Raw genomic sequence first — 25,180 nt, forward strand, 5'->3', positions numbered from 1 at the left:
CTTCACATTATTTTTGATTTTTACGATTTTTTCCATTTTCTCCCCCGTCTTTGCGAGGCTGCGTCCGGATTTTGTTCGGAATCTGCGCACGCCAAATACATGGATGCGAAAACATGCTTTCTTATGAAAACTGTTCACATGACAAAACCTAAAATCAACCGTCTTCTTCGGACGGAGCCTTTTGCGAAGGCTCAATTATATGCGGATTCTCCGAAAACAGGAAAAAATTCCGCAAAAAACGCACATTTTCCCCGATGGCTCCCACGGAAAACGGCAGAAACGGTAGAATAGAACGATGAGCGGAATAATGACTGTCACGCACGGAATCGCGCCCGTCTGGAACGCGGAGAGCCGAATCCTGATTCTAGGCACGATGCCGTCCCCGAAAAGCCGCGAGGCGGGATTCTTCTACATGCACCCGCAGAACCGGTTCTGGAAAATCATGCCTGCCCTTTTCGGCGAACAGTTCTCGGTCGGAAACGGAAGCCCCGATAAGGAAAAGGCAATCGCCGAGCGGCGGGAGTTCCTCCTCCGGCACAAAATCGCGCTGTGGGACGTTCTCAAGGAATGCGAGATAAGCGGAGCCTCCGACTCGTCGATAAAAAACGCCGTCCCCAACGACTTCTCAGAGATTTTCGGGAACGCAAAAATCGAACGCGTCTTCTGCACCGGAAAGACATCGTTCGCGCTCTGGAAAAAGCACTGCGCACGATACGAGACGCAATACAAAGTCGGCTCCGCCTGCCTCCCGAGCACCAGCCCCGCAAACGCCCGCTTCACGGAAATCGCGCTTGTCGAGGCGTACGGGGAGATACTCGGATTCGTAGAGGGGGAGATGAATCTCTTTGAGTCCGGTGGATTTTAGGTCAGTCGGATGCGTTGCGAGTGGTTTGGAATGTCAATTTTGATTTCCGGCATACTCAAGTTTTCACACCAGCCAAGCAAATTTGAAAGTCTGATTTTCACATCTTTTCTAAACGGTTTGGGGTCTGAAACAAGAGTATTGTGAAGTTCCGCAGAAAGTTGTCCAAAATACATACAACAATCATTTTTTCTAAGAACCTGCAAAAGCCACATGTAAGCATTACACCATCTGAATTTTTCTTTTAACTCAGATAAATCTCCATTGAATCTACAATCCAAGAATTGAATATATTCCCCTTTTTGAGAAGGAAGCTCTTTTGATTCTGGTAATTCGTGTGAAAACAAAGTGCTTATCGTTGGAACAAACAAATCCAGAATTGCTGATGACCAAGATTGTTTTCCACCATTTTGCGAATCTATTTTCGAGTTTTCCAGCTCATTTTTCATTTTTGCCAGAATCGCGGGAGTTATCAAAACAGCTTCATTGAAAAGATTATCAATTTTTGCAATGTCGCTATTTTCAAGCGGAACAACAGCAGCCATTTCGTAATTTCCGTTCTCTTTTAGGTTCAAGCCGGAAGCTGTCATATTTGCGCTGCCCACAATTCCCCGCACATTGTCGATGATGTAAGTCTTTGCGTGCAAATCAAAGCGGATAAAAACTTGCCATTTGTTTTGAGCGCAGTAATCAAGGATTTCAAAATCCGTGCTTCCGTGCAGAATGTCTGCCAGACGAAAACGCAACAAGAGCTGCTTTTTTGAAACAGAATTGCTGATATGTGAATCAAGTTTTTCAAGTACCTGTTTTTTGCAATATGCGCTCACAATCCGCACAGAATTTTGCGCGGATTGGAGTTCAGAGTAAATTGCGTTCAAAATTTCATCTGAGCAAAGAAGCGACATAATCAGCCTTTCGTTGGATTAAGTTGTTCGTCAATGTATGCTGACAACCGCTGTTTCCACCGAGAAATCAATTTATCATTTTCTTCGGCTTGATAAGAGTTTGTCTTATCAACAGCACAATAAAACGCAGCAAGAAAAAGCTCAAAAGAAATTTTTGCAGCATCGTCTTTTTCATAAATTCTCTCTAAAAATTCTGTGTAGAATTTGTGAGCCTTATTTATTGAAATGATAAGATTGCCACAATCTGAATGACAATCAAAAGGAGCGTCATCTTTCGACTTGTTTTTGCTTGTATAGTCGAAGTAAACATAGCTATTCAAGAATTGTCGAATTTCTTCCTGTGATGGAGAATCTATTCCAAGATTTTCAAGAAAGACTTTTCCTTTTGCCTCAAGAACATTGGGGGCTGTTGCCTCTCTTATGCATTCTGTTTCTTTTTTTTCGCCATCATCTTCGTCAGTTTCAACATTGCCAACAATTGTGCTCGTTATATTAAGACGTGGCTCTGACATTGACCTAACGCCCTCTTGTTTTGATTTGTTCGTAGAACGCATTTGGCCAATAGTTCCTTTTACCATATCTTTGAGAAGATCCCAAATTGAAACTTCCTCATAGTCGCTGTTGTCACTCTGTTGTCTTAGCTCAACATGCTGCTTGTTGTTTGAAACGCCAAAAATTTCGTCCAATTCTGGATTAAACAGAATCTCACATCCCCACCATCTATCTGTAGGCTTGTTTTCATTGTCATAAAAATCGAATTGTCCAAAATCAATTTCACGACCAGCACGAATGATAGAAATACCTTCCATTTTTTTTGCATATTTTCCAATAGGTGCGTCGCCAGGATTTCCTGTAGGAAAGGCTGTCTTATCATAAAAGCAACTCTTTACAATCGAAAAACGAACAATAACATTTGATTCTGCTTGAAGTCCCTTTTTATTAATGAACTTAACCGGAATAATATGCTCAGAACACTTTTTAATTTTGTCATTATACGGCTCAAAAATCGGCTCCAAGTTTTCACCTTTACCGCGCTCGAACAGCTCTTTCGGCTTGTCTGGATTCCCAAGAGCGAAGTTATCGTCCATCAAGAAAAGCGGGTCGTTTGGAAATACAGTGGAATAAGTGTCCTTGTTTGAATTGTTGAAGATTTTTATCGAGCACTTTTTGTCGTGGATAAAATAACGGAATTTCTGTCCAATCGAAAATTCAAGACGTTCTTTCAGTGCAGAAATCGTCTTTGGCTGAACACGGTCACAGTTTTTCCAAATAACAAGCGTCCCGTTCTTTGAAAAATCATGCTGCTCATACAAATCCTTGAAATGAATGTAATCGGCATAATCTTTCGGCAGTGGCTCAGCCTTTGGGTCAGGAATCTCTTTCTGTACGCCTTCTTTGACTTTGTTGATGTCAAGATAAACGCATTTTGCGTTCTCTATGCCATTCTGCCATGAGTAAACATACACTTCTGGACAAGCGTAAAGAGAAGCCTGAGGAAGTCCAACACCAAAGCGCCCCATACCTTTTCTTTCGCGTCTTGTCGAAACACCAAGCCCAAGACATTTTCCCAAAATTTCATTATCCATTCCGCAACCGTCATCAAGAAAGGCGATTTCACAAATATTCTTTTTGCCAGAAGTCGGATTAACCTTGTCTTTGAGAATAACAAAAACATTTTTAGCATTTGCCTCAACCGAGTTGTCGATAATCTCGGAGACTGCGCTTTCAATGTCTTTGTAGCCAGAACTTCTAAGGGCATCACCCATGTTCTTTATATCAACAATACTTGCACCCATTTTTTTCCTCCTTAGGTGTTATTTGTTCCAATATGAATCGAAATACGAAAAAGCCTTTTCGTTGTCGAATGATTCAAGATTGTCCTTCACGTCAAGCAAAAGACATTCTTCCTGCCCGCCCATCATCGGACCGCGAAGACCACGCCCTAGCATCTGACTGTAAAGCACGATTGATTTTGTAGGGCGTGTTATGAATACGCACTGAATGTTTGTGGAATCGAAGCCTGTCGTAAGCACATCGCAATTGATGATTATGTTGCAGGGATTTTTTCTGTCTTTGAATGAATCTATTGCCCGCTTTCTATCGAAAGAAGACATTTCGCCGATTACGAGAGCATTCGGAATTTCTTCAAGGGTAAGCATTGCGGAAAGCATTTTTGCATGTAAAACTGAACAGGCAAAAACAATAGTAGGCTTTTGCTCTGACTGCAAAATACGAAGTTCCATCATGATTTTCTTGTTTCTCTCTTTGCTTCGGGCAAGAATTTCCAGTTGCTTTGCAGAATAATCTTTTTCTGCTGATACAGACTGATTAAGGATTTTCAGTTCCTCAACTGAAAATTTACTTTGATACTCAAGCGTTTTTTTAATCATTTTCGAAAGGATTTTTCGCTTTTGAAAATATTTGATGACATTTTCATCAACAGACGTATTCAAGGCTTCTATCCGCCCCATGTTCATTTTTGCAATCAAATTCGTGTCGATTGAGATTATGTTGTCGTCGAACATGTTTGAAAATTTTTTGTTGTCGTCAGAATAATCCGTTGTACGTCCAGGAGTCGCCGTAAGCCCCATCAAAAAACGGTTTTCCATCCCCTGCTTTTTTGTCATGAAGGCTTCTACGATTTTTCTAGTTTCTGTTGCGGCGGCTTTGTGAGCCTCATCAAAAACAAAGAGTCTGCAATCCAACACAAGACGGTTGAAAAGTTTTTCATCTGATTTTGAAAGTACAATTAATTTTTGTATTCCACAAAACATAATTCCATTCAACTGAATATCTGAATCTTCAATCGAATTATCTGCCCAGATTCGATAGGCGTTTATCTCACCGTCACCAAGATGCGTCCATGTTGTTACGAATGTTTCATAGGCTTGTTGCAGAAGTTCCGTCGTATGAGCGACCCAAATCACAAGTCCCTGCTTTTTTAGAGTAAAGTTCAAATAATTTGTGATTATGTGCATTGAAGTTTTTGTCTTGCCTGTTCCTGTTGGCATGTGAATCAAAAATCGAGCAAGTTGATTTTCTGAATTCAAAATATGCAGAGCCTGCTGCTTTATGTAGAACTGGTAATCCAAAAGTTCGTAAAATCGCTCAGGAGAATCAACAACAGTCGTTACGGCAACTTCATTCTTCTTCTGTATCTCAAAAATATTTTCATCAACTCCCAATTCTGAAAGAACTCTGCGGGAAGAATCGTTGTTTCCCCAGTTGCCAGATATTTCCGAGCAAATTGAGTCTGGGTTTTGCTCCAAAAGGCTCTGGCAAAATCGTCGGCACAAATTCGTCAAATCGTTTATTGGCATAGCGCGAAGAATTCGTTCTATGATTTTTTTGTCGCGCAAAAGATTTACTCCGTAAAGACAATCAATCATCTCGATAATTTTCTTCCGTGACCATTTTTCTTCTGATGAAATATCCCATTCATTGAGATTTTCAACAATGTCATTGCCGAGTATTTGTTTTAATTCTGAAAAATTAAAATTGAACATCAATTCAAGATATTTTTTCATATTTTCCTCTCCTACAAATTCCCCTTCAAATACTCCATCGCCATCTCCAGCTCCCCAAAATCCTCTTCCCCCGTGAAATACCCGGTGGAAAAACGCACCGTGCCTGCGGGGAACGTGCCGAGCGTCTTGTGGGCGAGCGGCGCGCACTGCAAGCCTGACCGGACGGCGATGTTCCGCTCGGAAAAAACGCTTGCCGCCGTGTCGCTCGGAAGTCCTTCTATCAGAACAGACACAATGCCTACATGTTGAAATTCTTCGTGGCTGCTGAGCGGAGTCGAACCGACAAGCTTCACAAAATCGTATTTTCCCAAAATCTCAAGCAGGCGTTTTCTGTGCTCCTGCTCCTTCTTCCACAAGGTCTCGACACCGGTTTCCAAAATCCATTCCGTCGCCGCGTACAAGCCCGCGATTCCAGAGATGTTCAGGGTTCCCATCTCGTAGCGCTGCGGAAGGTCGCGAGGCATTTCCTGGTTCGCGCTTTCATAGCCGGTTCCGCCGAACAACACCGGAGGAAGGTCAAAGCCCGCCTTCATGGCAAAGCCGCTGATTCCAGTGGGGCCGTAAAGCGTCTTGTGGCCGGCGAAGACCGCAAAGTCGATTGTCTCAAGGCCGACGTTCAAATCAACAAGTCCTGCCGTCTGCGCCATGTCGAGCACGGTCACGCAGCAAAACTTTTTCGCAAGGGCGCACAATTTTTCCGCGGGCTGAACAAGCCCCACCACGTTGCTTGCGTGGCTCATCACGAGCAAGTCGGGCTTTTCTTTTTTGAAGAGGCTCTCGATTTCGGCGAGGTCGTAGGAAAGGTTGCTTTGAATTGGCAAGACATTCACTTTTATGCTTCCATTCTGCTCAAAATGATGGAGCACTCTTGTGACGGCGTTGTGTTCGAAGGGCGAGATGTAGACGGTTCGACTTCGCTCACCGTCCGCGTTTCGACTTCGCTCACCGACCACGTTTCGACTTCGCTCACCGACCTCAGTTCTGCCCCGGTTGCTGAGCGGAGTCGAAGCAAGCGGAGTCGAAGCAAGCAGCCCCTGCAGAATCATGTTCAATGCGATTGTCGCCGTCGGTGCAAAAACAAGTTCCTTGTTCTGGCAGTGCAGAATAGTTTGCAGGCGCATTCGGGTTTCCGAAATCAGTTTCCCCGCGCTCAAAGAAAGCGCGTGGCTTCCCCTGCCCGCGTTTCCGCCATGCTCGCGGTAGAAAGAGTCCATGAAGTCGTAGACTACTTGAGGCTTTGGAAAAGTCGTGGCCGCATTGTCGAAGTATGCCGTCATTCTTCACCTCCGCACATTTTTTGCAGGACGTTCATCAAAACCTGCCGTTTTTCAGGCTCGCTCATCGAATAGCCCATTGTTTCGAGCGCGTCCGTGAGCTTGTTGTACAAAATCCTTGCGCGCGGAGATTCGGCAACTTTCTCGAACCTGCGGACAACCGATTTTCCGCCCTCCGACGGAAACGAAACCGAATATGAATTTCCGCCACTGCCACCGGCCATCCCTGATTCCTCAAAGGAATTTGCTGACGATTTTTTTGAAAAACCTTCCGCCGTGTTTTTCCAGGACACAAGACGGTCCTCAAAACGCTTTTCACAGTCGTCCGACCAGTCGCCGATTCCCAAACCCGTCGCAATCCGGGCAATTTCTTCTATATATATGCTGCTTTCGGAATCCTCGTTTTTGAAAAAGCGGAGGAACCGCTCGGTCCCGTCTGGAAAGATTTCCTCGAAGACTTTGGGATTCAATGAAGAGCACCACGAGCTTGCGTTTCCGAAGGCTTTTTCGACAGTCCGAGAAAGCCGCTCCTTCAACTCAGGGATTTGGCTGTCGTATTTCCGCTTTGCCAAGCCGACTTTTTCCGCAAGTGAAGAATCCGCTTTTTCAGAGGCGAACGCCTGCGGGATTTCTGAGAAAAGAAGCTCCTGCGCGCCGGAATCGTTTTTCAGGGCGGAGATGAATCCGCTGTATTCCGTCTTGGATTCGCGGGAGTACTTCGGAAGCGACAGGTACCAGTTCTTCATGGCGAGAGCGACTATCTCCGCATCGTTCTTGGAATCGCCGGAATTTTCGGTTTTGGGCGAGAATGTCGACTTGAGGGCGGCAAGGTAGCCGATTTTCGAGGAGTCGAGGTTGAAATAAAGAAGGGAAAAATCTCCCGGATTCTCGTTCACAAGAGAGAGCGTCTCAGCGTTCAATGGGAGCTGCCTTCCCTTTGAATAGAGGACAAGCTGCTTCCGCCTTTCGTTCATCACCGCGGCGATGAAAATCGGGATTATGCCTTTTCTCGCGCCGATTTTGTGTTCCGGCAGGAGGAGAATCTTGTAGAGCTGTTCAAAATTCCTTTTCTCCCCCCTGCACGAATCGATGAATTTCTTGATTTCGCCGACCATCCTCGAAAGGTTGAAGCAGTCGTCCGTAAAATCCAAATCGATGAAGAACCGCTTTTCGGGAGAGTTTTCCTCATTCCGGCATCTCATGATTTTTGTGCGCAGAAGGCAGCTTCTCATCATCGCCACATCCTGCCCGCTTCCGGAAAGCCCGAGGTTCTCTTCAAGCGGAGAGCGCAAGAGTCCGGCCAGGATTTTCTTGCGGCTGCTGTGCGCAATCGAAGTGATTTCGCTCTTGTTTATGGCCTCGTTGTTTATCACGGGCGCGTCGGGGAAGACTGAAGAGCAGATTTTTGAAAGCAGCTCCGAAAAATCCGCGCGTCTTTTTATAGTCCTCGTTCCGCCGTCCTGAACGAAAACCGCGCTCTTTTTTTCGGCGTGGGTGAAATTCCTTATGAAGGATTCTGCGACTTCTCTCGTGTCGTCCAAAATCACCTGGTATTCGCCGGAGAGGATTTCGTCGGCGGCTGCCTTCTCCTTCAACGACTGCACCGCGCTCAAAAGCCGAATAGAGTCTTCGATTTCCACAGTTTTTTTCTGAATGACGAACACAAGGCGCGCGTCCTTTTTGGAAATCTGCTTCAATTTTTCCACTAGTTTCCGGGTCTGATTTTCAGCCTCGTTTTCGTCAAAAGATGGGGCGTTTTTTGGGAGGACAGCGAAAATGTACCCGTCAGCGAAAATTTCGTTCTCGATTTTTCCGAGTTCCGAAAGCTCAGACTCCTCGACGAAGCGGAACGCGAAAAAGCGGGTCATCTCTTTTTCGTCGTTGTAGCGGTACGGATAAAAGAATGATTCGGAATTGAACTCGTTCAAGGCACGGGCGAGGGAAAAACTGCGCTTCTGCCGCTCGATTTCGTCGCCGACCGCCTTTTTTATGTCGACTCCGCTCGTTTCTTTTAGTTTCAAGAAAGAATTGCTCTGCCGAAGGTAAACGACAAATTCCTTCTCTATAAGATTTTTGAGAGCGGCTTCGATTTCCTCGTTTTTGTACGAGAGCGAATAGATTCTCACGATTTCCTCTTGGAGAGGCTTGAGTTTTTCGAACTGCGCGAGAATGTAAATCAGGGAGAGCGTCTTTACGATTTTCCGTTCGAGAGTCAGGCTTTTCTCTAGTTTTTCAAGAATCTGCGACGAAAGAATGTAGGTGTCGTGGATTTCGCCTGAATAGACTTCCTTTTTGAAAAGCGGTTCGAAATAATCGAAAATCAAGTCGGGAGTTACCAGCGAAAAAGTCCTCTCGTCGAAGTCCTCAAGGAACGCGCTCAGGGTCGATTTTCCCGCCGACGAAAGGAACGTGAAAAGGGTGCGCTCGTTCTGCGCGATGCGCTCTGAAAGCCGCGGCAAGACGAACATGCTCACGGGATGCAGCGGAAAGCAGCCGTAGAAGGCAGAGGAATCCTCGCTTCCGTCGAAAATCGGGTGGTTCCTGTAGGATTCTTCGAGCCGGGCGAATTCAGAGGAATGATTTTTCTGGTATTCGCTCCAGAGTACAGGGTCTTTTTGAATCACGCTTGAGATAATCTCGTAGACCTGCGAGAAATTGTTGTTCAAGAGGACGTGCTCGAACCTTTCGCTGATGCCGCGCCAACCGTCTGTCTTCTGCTTCGGAAGCTTGTCGATGTAGTTGGAGATTTCCTTGTGCGAAATCAGAAGGAGATGGAGCTGGTTCTCGCCAGAGCGGCAGCATTTTTCCGCGAAGTCTTGAAGCATCTTCGTGTCGCTCACGCTTGCGCTTTCGATGTTCGATTCAAGATACTTGGAAAATTCATCGTAGACGACATAGAGGCCGTCGAAAAGCTTTTGACGCCTAAGTTCCTTCGCGACGCTCTCGTAAAGCTCCGCCACGTCGAAGCCGAGAAACGGGTTGAAGACGCTTCCAGCCGTGAGCGACGGATAGATTTTCTCGAATTTGCGGTAGGCTTCGGGGTCGAAGTCCTCCAGAGAGCAGACGAAATCGTCGGCGGTAGTTTCGGAGAGGGTCTCGAATTTCTTTATGACATCCGGGTACTCCCTCTGCCATTTTCTGATTGCAACAACCGCAGCCTTGTAGCTGGTCTCCGGCATGAAATCGAAAAGCCCGTTCTCGCGAAGAGCGTTTTTTAGCGCGACAAGGAAACTCTGCGAAAGCCCGGCTCCGCTTCCTCCAATCAAAACGGGCAGGAGTTTTTTTCCGCTTTCGTAGTAATTTTTGACGAGCCGTTCGACTTTCGGAAATTCAGAGAGTTTTTTCGAGAGGTGACTGAAATCCGAAAAAGGCTCGTGCCCCATCAAAACCGAAAGAATCGTGAGGACGATGTGGCTTTTTCCCTTTCCATACGCTCCGATGAGGATTCTTGCGCGGGAAGTGCTTGTTTTTTCCGTGCTTGCGATGATTTTCTCAAGCAGCTCTATGCTGGAGAACGTCGGGATGAAGGCACGCAGTTTCTCTGCGTCATGCAAATCGTAGGCGATGTTCACCGAATATTGGAAGTTGCCTGCTGTCTGTATCATTTTGTCATTCATTTTTCTTCTGCCAATGAGTCGTAGAATTTTTCCGCGTAGAACAAAAAGTCGTTTTCAGGATGCGCGAGGCGGATTACGTCCAGCCCTGCCGTTCGTATGATTTTCAGCTCGCCAGTCTTTTCCGCATTGCGGAGAACCTCAATCAAAGTAATCGTGTCCAGATTGAAGATGCGGGAGATGCTGTTCTCAGCCGTCCGAAGCTCGTCCAGGCGGATTTCGCTTTTTCCGCCGCAGCCGTCCGCAATCACGGCGAGCGCGATGTACGGATTGAGAGACGACGATGACGGAATCGCCTTCTTGTAGATTCCGTTCTTTCTGTCCGAAACTGCGACGAGGGCAAGTTCCGAAAGCGGACAGGAAATGTTGTTCTCCGGGGACGATTTTTCGCTTTCGGAAGAGGAGCGCGGGAGGTACGTTCCGAGAATGCACGAAAAATCGTCGCTCAGGGTGCGGAGAGTGCCGACCTCCTTTTCATCCGCCTTCGTTTCAGCCTTGATGAACTTCTGCAAATCGATTATGAAATCCTCCTGCGAGAATTCGCTCAGGTTGAAGCGGTTGAAGAAGAAATACCAGCTCGTCGCGTTATCCTTGTTCGAGGCGAGTTTGTAATGGATAAGCTGCAGCGTCCCGTTTTCCTCGATGTAGCGGTCGTTCTTGAAGACGATTTTTCCGAGTTCCGTGAGCGACTGCGTTCGTTTTCCGCTGCTCGGCTCGCTCGTAAGCCCCGTCGCCATAAGCCAGTAGCGGAGGCTCTTCACCATGTTGCTTCCGATTCCGAGCACGTCCATCGGATTGTTCTTCTTGTCGATGAAGACAGCTCCGCCCGTGTCCTTCACATATTTCATGCCCTTTGAGAGCCAGCCTTTTCGAATAAAAAAAGTTTCATGCGCCCTGAATTTCATTTATATTCCACCCTTAGTCCGTAAATATTTTCCCATGAGGCAGCCGTTCTCAAGCACGGCCTGGTTCACGCACATCTTGCAATGGACGCATTTTCCCTCGTCGATTCTGTACCCGTCCGCCGTTATGCTGATTGCCCCACTGCGGCAGACGCTCTCGCACTTGAGGCACTTCCTGCACGCGTTGAACTTCCTGATTTGATACGCAATCTGCCTCTGCAAGGCTTCGTGGTCTGCGACGTTCATCGTCCGTATTTTCACGGCGTTCTCGAAACCGTCCACCACAAAAGGCTGGAGAGAGATAATCGGAACGTTGGTGCGGATGTCGAGAACCAAAACCTCGTGCAGAATCTTCCTTCCAAGTTCCCGGCTCACCTTTCCGAACGGCACGAAGAGATTCACCAGAGAGTCGTCGAAAGGACGCACGAGGGCGTAGTTTTTCGCGTGTTCCTCCGCCGTGCAGTTCGTGAAGCGGATTTTCACGTCGGCGCTTGCAGGAAGTCCGTTTCCGCCCTGGCGCGCCTTCCACGCACCGGAGTCGACATAGACTTCCGCGTCCGGCTTCCCGATTTTTTTCGCGAACGAGACAAGAAATTCGCGCCAGTTTGCCGAGCGCTCCTTCATGTAGATTCTGCTCAGGAACTGCGCGCGCTGGTTGTTGTTCGGGCAGCACCAGCAGCCCACCCTGTCGTAGCCGAGCCTGTACGCGTCGTTGAAATCGACTTTCTCGGAGAGAATATAGAGCCACACGTCTATGTCCTTCCAGTCGATGATTGGAGAGGCGACCGTCTGCTTCTGGATTTTCACCGACTCCTTGTCGTCCTCGACACGGTTGTATTTCGAGCGGCTCACGCTTTCGGCGTGCCTTATTCCATAAAATGTGAGAATCTGCTGGTTCCTGTAGAGCGCGTTCAGCGTCCGCGTTATCGGTCCCGTCTTGAACATCGAGCAGCACCACCGCATCATGCGCGCGGGCGGGCCGATGTCGTCGCAGACCTTCATGAAATCCTGCTCGTCGTTGATTGCGGTCTCGAAAATCGCGTACGGGTGGTTCTCGCGGAACCGTCTCGCGTACTCAATCGTCATCGGAAATTCGAGCGTGGTGTTCCCGAAAATGTGGACTAGGCTCGGATTCGAAAGCGCCTTCGTTACGATGTCCGCGGTCACGGTGGAATCCTTTCCGCCGGAGAACGAAAGGACGATGTTCTCAATCGGGAATTTCTCGGCCTCTCTTTTTATGAACGAATGCGCCTCCTCGATGAGCATGTTGAGCCTGGTCTTGTTGGCGCGGACAAAACGGTCGACTTGGGCTTCAAACAGCGACTTTACTTCGTCGCTCTCGTTCCGGCTTTTCAGTTCGGCGAGTTTTTCAGAAAGAGCATCGCAGTCGGCCTCAAGGAAAGTCCTCGACGGAAACGACTTCGATTTTCCGTTCGAGTAATAGCGGCTGTTCTGCGCCCAAAGCGATTTTTTAGCGAGCGAGAACGGCTCCTTTTTCAGGAGCAGCTCCGTCAAAAGCCGCTCCTCCGGGAACACCGGGCGCAAGTCGCTCGAAAGATATGTCGTGCTTCCGCCGCACAACGGGCAGACACCCTTCCCGCTCACCTCGTCGATGTCCGAAAGCCGCGTAATCACGGGAACATCGCAAGCTGCGCAGTAATAAACATGCGCGGAAAAAGGAACGTTTTTTGTGTTACATTATTTTAGAAAAAATCGATATAATAGAGAGAAAAACTTATGAGGTTTTCAGAAAATGATTTTAAATATTGAGCATTTGTTTGATAATCCTAAAAATATCGAACAAATAAAAGGCTTTTCCATTAGAGAGCGAAGCGATTATGGACTTGAATTATATTTAAAACAGACTACATATGCAAAAAGAAGATAGCACAAAAAACGTTCGTTTAAAGTGACAAAAAAAAGACGCAGTTATGAACAATGCAGGCTGGGACGCAAAGGAAAACCTGATTCCGTTTTCACCGATTACCGACGGGGAAGTCATCCGCTCAATAAATTCCGCGCTGATTGGAAATTCGAAACGCACGACTTCCTACAAATTCGTCTTCTTCAAATCAATTCTGGACAACCTTTTCAACGTCGATTTGAACAGCGATTCAGAATATTTTCTGGGCTTCGACGCGATTTCGCTCCGGTTCGCGGAAATCTACTGGAACCTGATTCTTCGCTGCAAACTACGGCAGATGCCTGAAAATTCAGACGGGAAAATATCGGCAATCGAGCGGATTCTCTTCGATTTCTGCGAAAAATACGGATATTCAATCGACGAAACGGAATTCGCATTTGAAGGACTGCGGAACGCGCAGCAGCTTGAGCTTTCGGAGAAGATAAAAAAATCGGTCGTCACAAAATATGTTCTCGGTGCGTTCTGCGCCGACACGGACTGGAAATTCTATCATTTTTCCAAACCGAAGAAATGGCATGGAATTTTCATCAGCAGGGATTTCTTCATCGTCCTCGCAAAATACAGAAGCGATTTTGAGAAAGTGAACTATTTCGAGTGGATAAAATATCTTGAGGGCATAAACAAAGAAGAGGATTCCTACATGCTCGCAAGCAAGCTCGACAAATCGACAGAGCGCGAGAACCTCAATCCGTACAGGAAAACGCTTTTTGAATTCGGGCAGACCAAGTGCTTCTACTGCGGAAAAAATCTCGGCGAAAACGCGGTCGACCATTTCATTCCGTGGAGTTTCGTCAAAGACGACAAGCTGTGGAATTTCGTCCTTGCGTGCCCGCTCTGCAACTCGAAAAAATCGGACTCGCTGACCTCGCAGGATTTTCTGGACAACCTGCGGCTGCGGAACGAAAAGCTCCGAAAAATGAACCACGATTTCGTCCAAAGGGAATTCAAATCGTACACGTTCTCGAAGCTCGCGCTCATGTACCAGAACGCGGTCTTCAACGGCTACAGATGCGGCTGGATGCCAGGCGGCAGGGACGCACGCTGAAAAAAAATGGCGGCGCGGCATTCGCTGTTTTTCCAGCCGCGTCCTATTCCCCGCGCAATGCGTGGGCGGAATGTATTTTTCGACAAATTGCCGAAAAGGAAATATAATGAGTCATCTTTCAAAAAGTTCGGGGAATTTTTATGGTCATAAACAAGCGGAATCAGCTCTACAAACCGGAGCGGATTCTTTATTATATTGAGGCTTCCGATTCGGATATCGAGGCTTTTTGTAACGGCGTTGTGTGTGACAAAATCAAAAAGTATGCGGATTCATTCGGAGCTTATGATTATCCCGGCGTTTTTTTCATTCATCCGCTCGGCAAAAAAGTAATCGGAATCGAATTCCGGCGCGGCGATGCGCGAATAGCATATCCCGACGACCTCGACTCGCTCGTCTTGGAAAGCTCTTTCTTTTATGCGGTCGAGTTTGAAAAGGAAAACGAGATTACCGAGCAGTATATTCAGGTATATATTCAAAAAACAAAGCAAACGCTTCTGTTTGATGATGACGCCCACAGGCAATACAGCGATTTGGCCATAAAACCCGAGCCAAATGTGACGGCAGTTTTCGAACATGCAAAAAAAATCAGGATTCTGTATGAGTGCGCTCTTAAAAAGAACCATGCGAAAGATGTCATAGCCAACAACCTGGACGAGCTTGACAAAGGAATGCTTTACCGCAAGGCATTTTTCGATCCTATCACGAATTATTACAACTGGAACCATCTCGTCCCGTATCTTGAAATTCCGGAAAGCGCGGGCATAAAGGACTACGCGTTCGCTCATTTCGACATAAAGATGTTCAGGGTTCTGAATGAAATTTATGGTCACATTGTGGCGAACAAGGTTCTGACGAACGTCGTGAATGCAATAAAGGCGGCTGATTTCATATATGCCGGAGGAAGATGCCACGAAGACAACTTCGCGATTATCCTTAAAGACATGCCGCAGGAAGAAACGGCCGAGAAGCTGGATATTTTTTTTGAGGGCATTTCGCATCTTGAAGAAGATCCGAATTATAAGATTCATTATCGTTGCGGTGTCGTCCCGATGCAATTCGCGATTCATTCCGGGAACAGGGTCGCGGATGAAGCCAAGATGGCACAGGCTTTGGGAAACAGCCCCGACAAGACGGACATCGTTTTTTACACGGAAAAGATGCACGACGACGTTCTTTGGAGCAACACTATCAAGGCTTATGTCGACACTGCCGTTGAAAAAGACGAATTTTTCGTAAATCTGCAACCCAAAGTCGACATCGCCACGGAAAAATTGAAGGGCGCGGAAGCGCTGGTCAGATGGAATTACAAGGGAAAAGAATTTCTGTCACCGACGAGGTTCATTCCGTTTTTTGAGAAGGACGGCTCAATCGGCAAAATCGACGACATCGTATTGAAGAAAGTCTGCGCGGCATTCGCAAAATGGAAGGGCGAGGGAAAAAAACTTTATCCGGTCTCGGTGAATCTTTCCCGAAACCGCCTGTACGACAAGAATATCATTACGCACCTTACGGATATTGTTGATTCATTCGGCGTGAGCCACAGCCTGATTGATTTCGAGCTGACAGAAAGCGCGACCTACAACGACATGGAGCAGATGATACGGGTTCTGGAGGAGCTTCGCTCGCTTGGTTTCAAGATTTCGATGGATGATTTCGGAACAGGATATTCTTCATTGTCGCTGCTTACGCAAATGCCGCTCGACACGCTTAAAATCGACAAAAGCTTCGTCGACAAAGTCGGGACGGAGCTGGAAAACGAAAAAGATTTGGCCGTAATCCGACATATCATCTCGCTTGCACGGGAACTGAATTTCACCTGCCTGGTCGAGGGCGCGGAACAAAAGCAACAGGTGGAAAAACTCCGCGCCTTGGGGTGCGAGGTCATTCAGGGCTATTATTATTGCAAGCCGATTTCTATTGAAGAATACGAAAATCGATATTTGCGGAACCGCCGCTAAAAGAAACAGGAAAACAGTTTACGGTCGTTTTTATGGTCATAACCCGAGCGCCATTCCGAACTTGATTCGGCATGACAATTTTTTTCCGCTCAATCGATTTTGAAAAGCGTGAGGCAGCCGTTCATGTCCTTGTCCTGGTTCTTGTTGGCGAACGAGACGGGATAGCCGTTCTCCATCGGGTTCGGGATGGAAAGGAGGACGGTGCAGCCGGACGCGCCGGGAATTTTTCTCGAAACGGAAAATGACACGGAGGAGCCGGGAGCGATTTTCGTGACGTCCCAGCCGGGATTGAATTTCTCCCCGATTATCCCGTCTTTCACAAGCGATATTTCAAAAGGCCACTTGTAATAGAAGGGAGCCGTGCCGTCGTTCCTGATTTCGGCGGTGATGCTGAGATTCTGCCCGGAACAGGAAAAAGACGCGGAGACGACGCTGAATTCGTATCCGAGCGCGTTCGAGGCATCCAAAATCCGCTCCCGTTCTATTGCGCCGCATTTTTTCGCGAACGCCGCCGCGCACAGAAGCGACGACACGTGGAATTCGTTCGCACGGCCCGAGAATTTCTCCATGACCGCCCATTCACCGCATCTTTTTATGAAATCTTCCTGCACCGTCGGGGCAAGCTCTCCCGTCACCATCGCCTTCCGCCAGCGTGACGGGAGATTTTCCGCGGATGAAAGCATTTCCCTGAAATAATCGTCGTCGTCGTCGCTGCAGACCATATCGTTGTAGAAGCCGATGTTGTCGCATTCCGAGACGCCCGGATGGCTCGGCGAGCGCGATGAAATCTGCGTCGTCCTGAAATTCCGCGAGAATGCGGAGAAAAAGCGCCACCACGTATCGTCCGTTACGCGCGCGTCCTCGTTTTCCTCGCAATAGAAGACGTGATGCTCGCCCCAATGGCCGATAAGCCCCGTCTCGATGTTCGCAATCCGGGCGTCGCCGTCGTATTTTCCGGCAAGCTTTTCTATGAACGACTCGATTTCCCCGAGGAGGTTCTCGTCGTTGTAATCGGGCGAGAGGAACGTCTTCCCGTCGTATTCGTAGCTGAACTTCTCGACATCGATGAAATCCGGAAGATGGAGCGCGGCTCCCGGCTCGTCGATGACAAAGCGGACGATTGATTGGTGCCGGCGCGATTTCGCCTCCTCAAGCTTCTCCTCCAGGACGGAAAAATCGCACTCGCCCGGGGAGACGAGCACCTCGTCGAACGGGACGGGAACGTACTCAAGGCTGTGCGGAACGTCGTTCTCCGCGTCCCCCTCCCACGACGCGAAACCTTTCAGCGGGTTCGCAGTCCTCACCTTTGCATACTGCATGCCTTCCCCGAAATCGCCCGGAGCCGAACAGGAAAACACAGAAGACAAGACGAAAAGCGGAAAAAGCAACGTACGGATTTTCATAACGCGGGGAATTGTACTGAATTCCGCCATGGAAGTCATGACGAACGGGAAACGGAGAGTGGAGAGCGGAGAGCGGAGAGTGGAGAGCGAAGAGCGGAGAGTGGAAAGTGGGGAGCGGAGAGCGGGGAGTTGAGGGGGTTAGCGGGGATTGTGGTTTTCTTTGCAGGTTTTTATTGAGGATACCAGCATGGCGATTATTTCTTTTAAATCCGCGGTTAGTTTTTCAACTTGCGGGGGATTTATAATTTCGGATTTGGTCAGCACCTCAAGCCAATATTCAGTCTCGTCAGCCTCCTTCAAAGCGATATTCAGCTTGCTTGTAAAATCCGCGCTGCTCTGCGCGTTTTTGCTCTCGCGTATATTCGCGCCTATACTTGTCCCCGAGCGCAGAATCTGCTTCGAGAGGACATATTCTTTTTTTTCGTCACACAGATACTTATAGAATTTCACAATCCGAACCGCAAAATCCAAACTCTTCTCAGCCAATACACCCATATCATCCCCCTGTCTTTTTTAAACGGAAAACGGAGAGTGGAGAGCGGAGAGCGGAAAACGGAGAGCGGAGAGCGGAAATTCTTCCCTCTTTCCACTTTCATCTTTCCACTTTCACCTTTCCACTTTCCGCTTTCACCTTCCCTCTTTCATCTTTCCACTTTCATCTTTCCGCTTTCATCTTTCCACTTTCCTCTTTCACCTTTCACCTTTCCGCTTTCACCTTTCACCTTTCCACTTTCACCTTTCCGCTTTCCACTTTCACCTTTCCGCTTTCATCTTCCCTCTTTCATCTTTCACCTTTCCGCTTTCATCTTTCACCTTTCCACTTTCATCTTTCCACTTTCATCTTTCCACTTTCACCTTTCCTGTTGACTGTTATGATTCCGATTGAGACGAGGGCGAGGGAGAGCGCGACGACGACAAGGTTCTGGCCTTTTTCGTGGAGGAAAATCATCGAAAGGACGACGCCGAAGACGGGGTTCAAGAAGCCGAATATGACGACCTTCGACACGTCGTTGTATTTCAAGAGGATTCCCCACAGAGAGTACGCGCACGCGCTGATGAACGCGAGGTACGCGATGAGCGCGGTCGATTGCGCCGTGAAGCCGGAAAAACGCCCGCCCGCAAAGAATCCCGCGGCAATCATCACGAGCCCGCCGACAACGAACTGCCATCCGGAAAGCATCACCGGATTCTCGGTTTTCGAGAAGTATTTGGAAAAGCCGCCGGAAAATCCGTAGCAGATGCTCGAAATGAAAATGAATCCCTCGCCAAAGAACGAGACGCTGTAGTCGGAGCCGCTGCTCCCGAACGCGTTGACGAGCGCGACGCCCGCAAAACCGACGGCGCACCCGACTACTTTCAGCGCGCTGAGCTTCTCCTGGCGGAAGACGAAAACGGCAATCAGAAGCGAGGCGAAGACGTTCGTCGAAATCGTGAGCGCGCTCGTCACGCCGGATGCCCTCGTCAGCCCCCCGTAAAAGAAAAAATACTGCACGACCGTCTGGAAAAGGGAGAGCACGCAGACTTTTCCCCATGCCGAGGCGGAACGAGGACGAAGGAATTTCCGCTCCATCGCGCTTCCGACAGCGACGGCAAGAATCCCCGCGAGGAAAAACCTGACGCCGGCAAAGAGGATGACCGTCGCAGTGTCGCTCGGGGCGATGGAGAAGAGCGAGTACCCGATTTTTATGCACGGGGTCGCGCTTCCCCACAAAAAGCTGCAGAACGATGCCGCAAGCGCGACAAACCAAATCGAAGAAAGCACCGGGCTTTCCTTTTTTTCTATATTGTTATCCATGCCCGCAAGTCTACCAAAAAAAACGGGAAAAACGCACCTGTTTTTTCGGGACGGCAGCCATTGGAAGCAGATTTTTGACAATTCACAAGCGAATAATTGCGATTCCGTTTTATTTTTTCCGAATTCCGTGTTAAAACTAAGATAATTTCAAAAAAGTCCTGAGGAATTCTCTTACGCGGCATTTCCCTCAGAAGACGGGGGCATTTTTATGGGCGTTCGTAATTTCACGAATACAGATTTCAGCAAGAAATACATCCAGAACAGCCTTTCCCTTGTTCCTGGCGGTTTTCTGATTTACCGGGCGGACGAAAGCGAGGAGATTCTTTTCGCCAACCGCACGCTGCTCGACATTTTCGAATGCGAGACCGACGAGCAGTTCTTCGAGATTACGGGGGGAACGTTCAAGGGACTTGTCTATTCCGAAGATTTGCAGGATGTGGAGTACAGCATAAAGCTCCAGGCGAACGCGGGCGGCGACCCGCACGACCACAACCATTACAGGATTATGACGCGCTCGGGAAAGCTCAAGTACGTCGAGGATTTCGGGAGGCTGTACGACGACCCGGACGAGGGGCTTCTCTATTACGTTTTCGTCACGAGCACGCACAACAAGGTCGATGTCCTGACGGGGCTTCCGAGCAGATGGCTTTTCATGAAGCTCGCCGAGCATTGGGGGCAGAAGGCAACCGAGGACGGCGGGCACCCGATTGTCATCTCGTTCGACTTCACGGGGATGAAAAGCTACAACAACAGGATGGGGCTCGACGCGGGCGACAAGATTCTGACGACATTCGCCGAAATTCTGCGGAACAATTTCGGGAGCGACCGGTGCTCGCGGTTCGGCGAGGACCATTTCTACGCGTTCTGCGACGACAGCGACTCCGACCACATTCTCGACAGCGTGATAATCGACTTCAACACGAGCGCGACAAACGCGCAGAGCCTTCCGATACGAATCGGCATCTCGCCGTTCAACCCGGACATTTCGATGAACATCGCGTGCAACAGGGCGAAAGCCGCCGCCGATTCCCTCAAGGGAACGCAGGAGACGAGCTGCGCCCGATTCAACGAAATAATGTCGAAGTCAATCTGGAAACGGGAATACATCATCTCGCACATACACCAGGCGATAAACGAAAGATGGGTCGATCCGCATTACCAGCCCGTCGTCCGCACGCTCAACGGGAGGCTCTGCAACCTCGAGGCGCTCGCGCGGTGGCGCGACCCCATCCACGGGATAATTCCGCCGGCCGACTTCATCCCGATTCTCGAGGAGAACGGGCTTTCGTACAAGCTCGACATGTACATCGTAGAGCGCGTCGTCACGATGCTGCAGCACAGGCTCAAGGAAGGGCTTCCCGTCGTCCCGATTTCGGTGAACATATCGCGCTCGGATTTCGACTACTGCGACCCGGTCAAGCTGATATCCGATTCCTGCGACGCGCACGATGTCCGGCACAACCTGATTGCGGTGGAGATTACCGAAAGCGCGCTGATGAGCGACCAGGAGACAATCCGCACCGCGATAGAGCGCTTCCACGCGGCGGGGTTCGAGGTATGGATGGACGACTTCGGGAGCGGCTACTCGTCGCTGAACGTCCTCAAGGATTTCGATTTCGACGAGATAAAAATCGACATGGCGTTCCTCAGGGACTTCAACGAGCGCTCGCGCAAAATCGTGACGATGGCGGTCAAGATGGCGAAATCGCTCGGCATACACACGCTCGCCGAGGGCGTCGAGACGGAGGAGCACATCGACTTCCTCAAAAGCATCGGGTGCGAGCGTATTCAGGGATATTACTACGGCAAGCCCGATGCCATCACCGACCAGCTCCAGCACCTCAAGCAGAACGGCATAACGTTCGAGTCGAGGGAGACGGCGACGTTCTACCAGAAGACGGGGCTGCTCGACTTCGACTCGAAAACGCCGCTCGCGCTTTTCTTCTTCGACGGGAAATGCTTCACGCCGATTTTCATGAACAGCGAGTACACCGAAGAGATTGCGATTGCCAGCGAGGGCGAGTCGCAGTCGATAGAGACGTACATGAACAGCGGGAATTCCGTGCTCGGGCGGAAATTCAGGGCGCTTGCTGAAAAGACAATCAACACGGCGAAGACGGAGACGATGACGTTCGTCGTCAACAGCAAGTATTTCCATTTCTCGTTCACGCTCGTCGCCTCCTCCCGTCACGGAAGCATGCTGTCCGCCTCGATAGACGGCTCCGCATACGAGGAGCACAAGCAGGTACGCCGGTTCGACGAGGTGATACGGAACATAACGTCCGGATACGAGAGCATCTACCTCATCGACATCGAGTCCGACAGGCGCACGGTCATAATAAGCAGCCTGCCGAACGAGGACGAGGGCGATGTCGTCTACGGGCTCGAGGATTTCTACTCGCATTACGACAGGAGGTACATCCATGTCGACGACCTTGAGCGGTTCAGGAAGGCGATGTGCATCCCGAGCATCGAGGAGCGGTTCCGGGATTCAGGGCGGGTAAGCTACACGGAGATTTTTCCCGTCAAAAAAACGGACGGGAACTACGAGTGGACGGCATTCCTCATCATAAAAATCCCCGACTCAAAGAAAATCAACTTCCTCATATGCGTGAAGCGGAGCGAGATTGAGGACCAGCGCGACAAGAAATCGACAATCGAGCGTCTCATAAACCTGAACGGCATCGAGCTCGACCCGCAGGCGACAGCCGTCGCGGACTGGTGGAATTCGATGATTTTGGAGTCGGACGCGAAATTCTTCTGGAAAGACACAAAAAGGCGGTTCCTCGGCGCGAGCCGCGCGTTCCTCGACTATTACGGAATGAGGAGCAGCCGCGAGCTGCTCGGAAAAACGGACGAGGAAATGGGATGGCACGTGAACGACTCGCCGTACCGCAGCGACGAGATGGACGTCCTAGAAAAAGGCGTGCTCATAACGAACTCGCCGGGAATCAACATCGTGAAAGGCATTCCACGGCAGATACTCACGACGAAATTCCCGGCATACCACGACGGGAAAATAATCGGGCTTATGGGGCATTTTCTGGACGTGGAGCAGGACATAAAAAAGAGGGACAGCGCCGCATGGGGCAATTCCGTCGACGGGAAAACGGGGCTTCTGGATTCGACGGGAATGCTCGCGACGCTGATAGAGCTAGACAAAAACCTGCGGCAGAACAACGAGGACTTCACGTTCGTCATGATGAAAATCCACGGCCACGACGAATTCATCCAGACGCACAGCGCGAACATCGCCGACAGCATCACCTGCGAAATCACGCGCGCCATAAAATCATCATTCCCCGACACCGCGGTCATCGCGCGCAATTCAGGCTCCGGCTTCTCTGCCGTGATGCGCGGCGCGCCTCAAAGCGAGGTCAAGAAAATCACGCGGGAATGCCAGGCGCGCATCGCCCGCATAACATCGGTGGAGGGATACGACTGCTCGCTCAAAATGCTCTACGGAATAGCGCGCGGCTCCGAGGACGTCTCCATATTGCGGATTTTGGACAAGGCGGGCAAACGGCTTGAGGAATACGACGAGGAAGAATCAGCCTTCAGCGAGGGCAAAGAAATCGTCCCCGACATCTACAACGACATCCCGATTCCGTTCATCATCGTCCAAGGAGTGAAGGACGACAGCGGGGAAATAACGGGCGCGAAATACCTTTTCGCGAACCAGAAATACTGCGAGCTGATGACGAATTCGAAGGCAAACCTCATCGGAAATGACTACATGAAGCTTTTCCCGCGCAACGACAAGAAGTGGCTTGAGTACGCGAGGCGGGCGATGAAAGGCGAGTACGTCAGCGGCAAGCTGTTCGGCGGAACGATGAAGCACTGGCTCAAGTTCACGATGATGCCCGCGGAACTTCCGGACTCGTGCGCCATCGTAATGGACATCATCGACAAGGAGATGCAGGACATCGAGCGGAATTCAATCGCGCAGAACACGATGAACGCCATCCTCGGCATCGCCGCGACGCTGAAAAAAGAAAAAGACTACAATGTCGCCGTAAACAAGGCGATACTGGAGCTCGGGACGATTCTCAAAGCGGACAGGCTCTACATATTCACGACGGACAGGCGCACGTTCACGAACCCGTTCGAATGGTGCAAGAACGGAGTTCCATCCGAAATCAGGAACAGGCAGAATTTGCGGTACAAGTACCTCGCAGCATGGGAGAAAATCATAGAGAAAGACGGGCTCGTGAACATAAAGGACGTGAACCTCCTCAAGCACGAATACCCGACCGTCTACAACTATTTCAAGTCACGCGAAATAGAACGGCTGATAGCGGCGCCCCTCTACATGAACGACGAGCTTTTCGGCTACCTCTGCGCGGACAACTACTCGCTGACATCGCAGACGGACACGAAAATGATGATGGATGCCTCCGCGCACATGATTGCCGACAGGCTCATGATGGAAAAAATCCTCGACGAGCGGAATTCGGCTGTCGACGAGAAGAACGCGCTGCGCAAATCGCTCATGATAGACTCAATCTGCATGGAAGTCTCGCGGATTCTCACGACGAACCTCGACTACAGGCATGCCGTCAACGAGGCGATTTCGGTAATAGGAACGGAGCTCGACTGCGACCGCGTGTTCGTAATGACAAAAATCGGGGACAAAATCAGCAACACGTTCGAATGGTGCAACAAGGATATCGAGAGCGTAATCGACAAATGGCAGAACATCGATTTTTCGTCATACGTAAAGGATTCCAGCAGCTCGGCGAAGAACTGGACGAGCTCGATAATCGAGGACATAAGCATGTTCAAGCCGGACATCCCGGTGCGGTACGAGCTCATGAGGGAATCGAAAATCGAGCGCGTCATCGAGACGCCCGTCTACAACCACGGAAAGCTTTCAGGCTTCATCGGAATCGACAACTACTCGAAATGCGACACTGACGAAGCGCGGCGCCTCCTTGAGATAACGGCGCGGCACCTCGGAAGCAGGAGCGAAATTCACCGGCTGAGGAAAATCACGAGCGACGCGAGCTCAATCGAAAAGCTCAGGGCAACGACGAAGGAAATACTCGAGCTGACGACGAAAATCGAATCCGCGAAGGGCGGAAACGATGAAATCATACTGAAAAGCTACGAGCAGCTTCCGATTCCATGCGCGCTCGTGAAAATCATAATGAACGACACCGGCTCGTTCACGCAGGATTTGGAATACATATTCGTCAACGAGGCGTACTGCAGGTTCATCAAACGGCCGCGGGAGAGCATAATCGGCAGGAAGTACACGGACATATACATCGTCTCCGACCCGCAGCTCAAAAGCGATTTCTACAAGGCGACCGTCTTCGGCGAGCCTGTCACCGACCAGCGTTTCCACGATTTGAGCGGCCATTGGGTCGAGACATCGATAGTGCCGCTTTCAGCGCGCGGATTCTGCTGCATCACCATCAATATCATCGATTCTGACCACAGAAAGATAATGACGCAGAAGAACAGGCTCAAGATGGACGAGGTAATCCTCAACGTCGCGAAAATGCTGACCGTGCGGAGAAACGAGCACGGAATCATACGGGAGGCGCTCAAGGAGATGGGCAGGATACTTTCCGCCGAACATATCTTCCTCCTGTCTCTGGAGGAGGACAAATTCACGGTCGAATACGATTTTGCCTCGACGGGAATAACGCCGATTACGGAAAAATTCAGGGGCTTCCCGAGAATACACGTGCACAAGCCGACCATCTCCGGCGGAATGGAGGCGGGACACAGGATTTTCGACAGCCTCGACGCGATAAAGGAAGCCGACTACGAGCTGTACGACTACATACGCAGCGCGAACGTCAGGAACATGATACAGGCGCCCATTTTCTCGGGGAACACGCTCGGCGGGTATATCGGCGTCGGGAATTTCAACGAGAAGAAAAAGGCGGAGATAAAGATGATTCTCTCGAACGTCTCCGTCTTCTTCGCCGGCATCCTTCCCGAGGCGCAGCTCTGATTC

At 49.6% G+C, this 25,180-nt stretch carries 14 protein-coding genes; 4 read left to right on the top strand and 10 right to left on the bottom strand.

The genetic code is table 11. The annotated features are described in order from the left end of the window. Positions 1-295 precede the first annotated feature (295 nt). Positions 296-865: a DNA-deoxyinosine glycosylase gene (locus TRESADRAFT_RS07890; protein WP_141607261.1), complete on the top strand. Its 570-nt coding sequence runs from the start codon at positions 296-298 to the stop codon at positions 863-865. Here the strand turns inward: TRESADRAFT_RS07890 and TRESADRAFT_RS07895 are convergent. From TRESADRAFT_RS07895 to TRESADRAFT_RS07925, 7 genes are read right to left on the bottom strand one after another with little or no spacing between them, the layout of a single operon-like run. Further along, positions 862-1,767, bottom strand: a complete 906-nt coding sequence (locus tag TRESADRAFT_RS07895; RefSeq protein WP_002704546.1) for a phospholipase D family protein — start codon at positions 1,765-1,767, stop codon at positions 862-864. The two genes, TRESADRAFT_RS07890 and TRESADRAFT_RS07895, sit on opposite strands and share 4 nt — an antisense overlap. A 2-nt stretch (positions 1,768-1,769) precedes the next feature. Further along, positions 1,770-3,563 (bottom strand): ATP-binding protein, encoded by a 1,794-nt coding sequence (locus TRESADRAFT_RS07900; protein WP_002704548.1) that lies wholly within the window; start codon positions 3,561-3,563, stop codon positions 1,770-1,772. Positions 3,564-3,581: 18 nt separating this feature from the next. Next, on the bottom strand, positions 3,582-5,294 hold the full coding sequence (locus tag TRESADRAFT_RS07905) for a DEAD/DEAH box helicase (protein ID WP_002704550.1): 1,713 nt from the start codon (positions 5,292-5,294) through the stop codon (positions 3,582-3,584). 11 nt (positions 5,295-5,305) lie between these two features. Next, positions 5,306-6,571 carry an aminotransferase class V-fold PLP-dependent enzyme gene (locus tag TRESADRAFT_RS07910; RefSeq protein WP_002704552.1) on the bottom strand — a complete coding sequence of 422 codons (1,266 nt, stop codon included), beginning with the start codon at positions 6,569-6,571 and terminating at the stop codon, positions 5,306-5,308. Next, positions 6,568-10,173 carry a hypothetical protein gene (locus TRESADRAFT_RS07915; protein ID WP_141607263.1) on the bottom strand — a complete coding sequence of 1,202 codons (3,606 nt, stop codon included), beginning with the start codon at positions 10,171-10,173 and terminating at the stop codon, positions 6,568-6,570. The genes TRESADRAFT_RS07910 and TRESADRAFT_RS07915 overlap by 4 nt, the downstream gene beginning before the upstream one ends. An 8-nt stretch (positions 10,174-10,181) precedes the next feature. Beyond that, positions 10,182-11,087 carry a DUF4007 family protein gene (locus tag TRESADRAFT_RS07920; RefSeq protein ID WP_002704556.1) on the bottom strand — a complete coding sequence of 302 codons (906 nt, stop codon included), beginning with the start codon at positions 11,085-11,087 and terminating at the stop codon, positions 10,182-10,184. After that, positions 11,088-12,719 carry a phosphoadenosine phosphosulfate reductase domain-containing protein gene (locus TRESADRAFT_RS07925; protein ID WP_002704558.1) on the bottom strand — a complete coding sequence of 544 codons (1,632 nt, stop codon included), beginning with the start codon at positions 12,717-12,719 and terminating at the stop codon, positions 11,088-11,090. It abuts the gene before it with no gap. Positions 12,720-13,015: 296 nt separating this feature from the next. On the opposite strand from TRESADRAFT_RS07925, the gene TRESADRAFT_RS07930 reads away from it, so the two are divergent. Beyond that, positions 13,016-14,053 carry an HNH endonuclease gene (locus TRESADRAFT_RS07930; protein ID WP_002704560.1) on the top strand — a complete coding sequence of 346 codons (1,038 nt, stop codon included), beginning with the start codon at positions 13,016-13,018 and terminating at the stop codon, positions 14,051-14,053. A gap of 140 nt (positions 14,054-14,193) precedes the next feature. Beyond that, entirely contained in the window at positions 14,194-16,011 is a 1,818-nt protein-coding gene (locus TRESADRAFT_RS07935; protein WP_002704562.1) for a putative bifunctional diguanylate cyclase/phosphodiesterase, read from the top strand. Between the two features lie 89 nt (positions 16,012-16,100). Here the strand turns inward: TRESADRAFT_RS07935 and TRESADRAFT_RS07940 are convergent, their stop codons facing one another. The 3 genes from TRESADRAFT_RS07940 to TRESADRAFT_RS07950 form a co-directional block, all read right to left on the bottom strand. Then, complete coding sequence (locus tag TRESADRAFT_RS07940) at positions 16,101-17,330, bottom strand: DUF4832 domain-containing protein (protein ID WP_159100049.1); 1,230 nt, start codon at positions 17,328-17,330, stop codon at positions 16,101-16,103. 222 nt (positions 17,331-17,552) lie between these two features. Beyond that, complete coding sequence (locus TRESADRAFT_RS07945; RefSeq protein WP_002704566.1) at positions 17,553-17,909, bottom strand: four helix bundle protein; 357 nt, start codon at positions 17,907-17,909, stop codon at positions 17,553-17,555. 328 nt (positions 17,910-18,237) lie between these two features. Beyond that, complete coding sequence (locus TRESADRAFT_RS07950) at positions 18,238-19,209, bottom strand: DMT family transporter (protein WP_002704568.1); 972 nt, start codon at positions 19,207-19,209, stop codon at positions 18,238-18,240. Positions 19,210-19,417: 208 nt separating this feature from the next. Here TRESADRAFT_RS07950 and TRESADRAFT_RS15155 point away from each other — a divergent pair, with 208 nt between their 5' ends. Beyond that, positions 19,418-25,177 carry an EAL domain-containing protein gene (locus TRESADRAFT_RS15155; protein ID WP_002704570.1) on the top strand — a complete coding sequence of 1,920 codons (5,760 nt, stop codon included), beginning with the start codon at positions 19,418-19,420 and terminating at the stop codon, positions 25,175-25,177. The last annotated feature ends 3 nt before the right edge of the window (positions 25,178-25,180 follow it).

This window comes from Treponema saccharophilum DSM 2985, assembly GCF_000255555.1.
In the GTDB taxonomy this organism is placed as follows: domain Bacteria; phylum Spirochaetota; class Spirochaetia; order Treponematales; family Treponemataceae; genus Treponema_D; species Treponema_D saccharophilum.

Excerpts from the sequence above, each read along its gene's own strand:
- TRESADRAFT_RS07890 (WP_141607261.1), top strand. The coding sequence starts at position 296 with ATGAGCGGAATAATGACTGTCACGCACGGAATCGCGCCCGTCTGGAAC.
- TRESADRAFT_RS07895 (WP_002704546.1), bottom strand. The coding sequence starts at position 1,767 with ATGTCGCTTCTTTGCTCAGATGAAATTTTGAACGCAATTTACTCTGAA.
- TRESADRAFT_RS07900 (WP_002704548.1), bottom strand. The coding sequence starts at position 3,563 with ATGGGTGCAAGTATTGTTGATATAAAGAACATGGGTGATGCCCTTAGA.
- TRESADRAFT_RS07905 (WP_002704550.1), bottom strand. The coding sequence starts at position 5,294 with ATGAAAAAATATCTTGAATTGATGTTCAATTTTAATTTTTCAGAATTA.
- TRESADRAFT_RS07910 (WP_002704552.1), bottom strand. The coding sequence starts at position 6,571 with ATGACGGCATACTTCGACAATGCGGCCACGACTTTTCCAAAGCCTCAA.
- TRESADRAFT_RS07915 (WP_141607263.1), bottom strand. The coding sequence starts at position 10,173 with ATGATACAGACAGCAGGCAACTTCCAATATTCGGTGAACATCGCCTAC.
- TRESADRAFT_RS07920 (WP_002704556.1), bottom strand. The coding sequence starts at position 11,087 with ATGAAATTCAGGGCGCATGAAACTTTTTTTATTCGAAAAGGCTGGCTC.
- TRESADRAFT_RS07930 (WP_002704560.1), top strand. The coding sequence starts at position 13,016 with ATGAACAATGCAGGCTGGGACGCAAAGGAAAACCTGATTCCGTTTTCA.
- TRESADRAFT_RS07935 (WP_002704562.1), top strand. The coding sequence starts at position 14,194 with ATGGTCATAAACAAGCGGAATCAGCTCTACAAACCGGAGCGGATTCTT.
- TRESADRAFT_RS07940 (WP_159100049.1), bottom strand. The coding sequence starts at position 17,330 with ATGCAGTATGCAAAGGTGAGGACTGCGAACCCGCTGAAAGGTTTCGCG.
- TRESADRAFT_RS07945 (WP_002704566.1), bottom strand. The coding sequence starts at position 17,909 with ATGGGTGTATTGGCTGAGAAGAGTTTGGATTTTGCGGTTCGGATTGTG.
- TRESADRAFT_RS07950 (WP_002704568.1), bottom strand. The coding sequence starts at position 19,209 with ATGGATAACAATATAGAAAAAAAGGAAAGCCCGGTGCTTTCTTCGATT.
- TRESADRAFT_RS15155 (WP_002704570.1), top strand. The coding sequence starts at position 19,418 with ATGGGCGTTCGTAATTTCACGAATACAGATTTCAGCAAGAAATACATC.